Origin of the sequence: Brachyspira catarrhinii, from assembly GCF_005518285.1 — a bacterium.
Classification (GTDB): Bacteria; Spirochaetota; Brachyspiria; order Brachyspirales; family Brachyspiraceae; genus Brachyspira; species Brachyspira catarrhinii.
The window spans coordinates 1-830 of sequence record NZ_SJDU01000645.1 but is presented as its reverse complement, the minus strand read 5'-3'; the positions used below and the strand labels follow the sequence as shown (position 1 = coordinate 830).

1 protein-coding gene is annotated in these 830 nt (G+C 24.8%); it reads right to left on the bottom strand.

Features of this window, described 5'->3' with window-relative positions; all coding sequences use genetic code 11:
- A partial coding sequence (locus tag EZH24_RS14390; protein ID WP_201798606.1) for a hypothetical protein occupies positions 1–830 on the bottom strand: 830 nt, incomplete at both ends.

Sequence of the window (830 nt, the reverse complement as noted above, 5' to 3'; positions counted from 1 at the left end):
TATTAATTAATTTCATTTTATCAATTAATTCTTTACGATTATTTTTATACGATAATAATTTGTCCGCAAATTCCATGTAAAATTTAGTCCATTCAAAATTCATTAATAAATCCTCCTCTTTTTTATTAGTATTTTTTTGAATTATATTAATAGTATAATAAGCGGAAAATGATAATTCTGGTAAATCTTTAAATTCATAATTATTACTTATAGCTTCGATTAATTTATCGCATATCGTTAAATATTCTTCGCCGTTTATCATAGATTTATTTGTATCCGACAAATAATTAGCGTAATCTGGTATAATTTTATTTTCTATAATAAATTTTCTACTCACATTATCTAAATTGATATAATTAAACGGGCGTATCCAATAAAGCCCTTGAGTTAGTTTCCATTTATTGCCTTTTATATCTTTAGCCAAATCGAATGCATTTATAAACGCTTCCCTATTTTTATTAGTATTATTATCAGCATAATTAATGGCGATTTCAAAAACATTCCACAAATTTTTAATATCTTCGTTTTTTGATTTATCGGTTGTATTAAAAAGAATAGCCGATAATGGAAATAGCACGGGGACACGATAAAAATCAAGCGGCACTGCGGAAGCAATTTGAAATTTATCAGCTATTCCGTTAATTATATCTATTCTATCTGGCATGCCTTTATTAAATAATCCAAAAATAGTAAAAGGGTCTATATCTTTTTCTTCAAATATTTTTGGTATTTTTATATTAATAAATTCAAATACGGATTTCAATTTATTTATAAGTTCTTTACGATTATTTTTAAACGATAATAATTTGTCCGCAAATTCCATGTAAAAT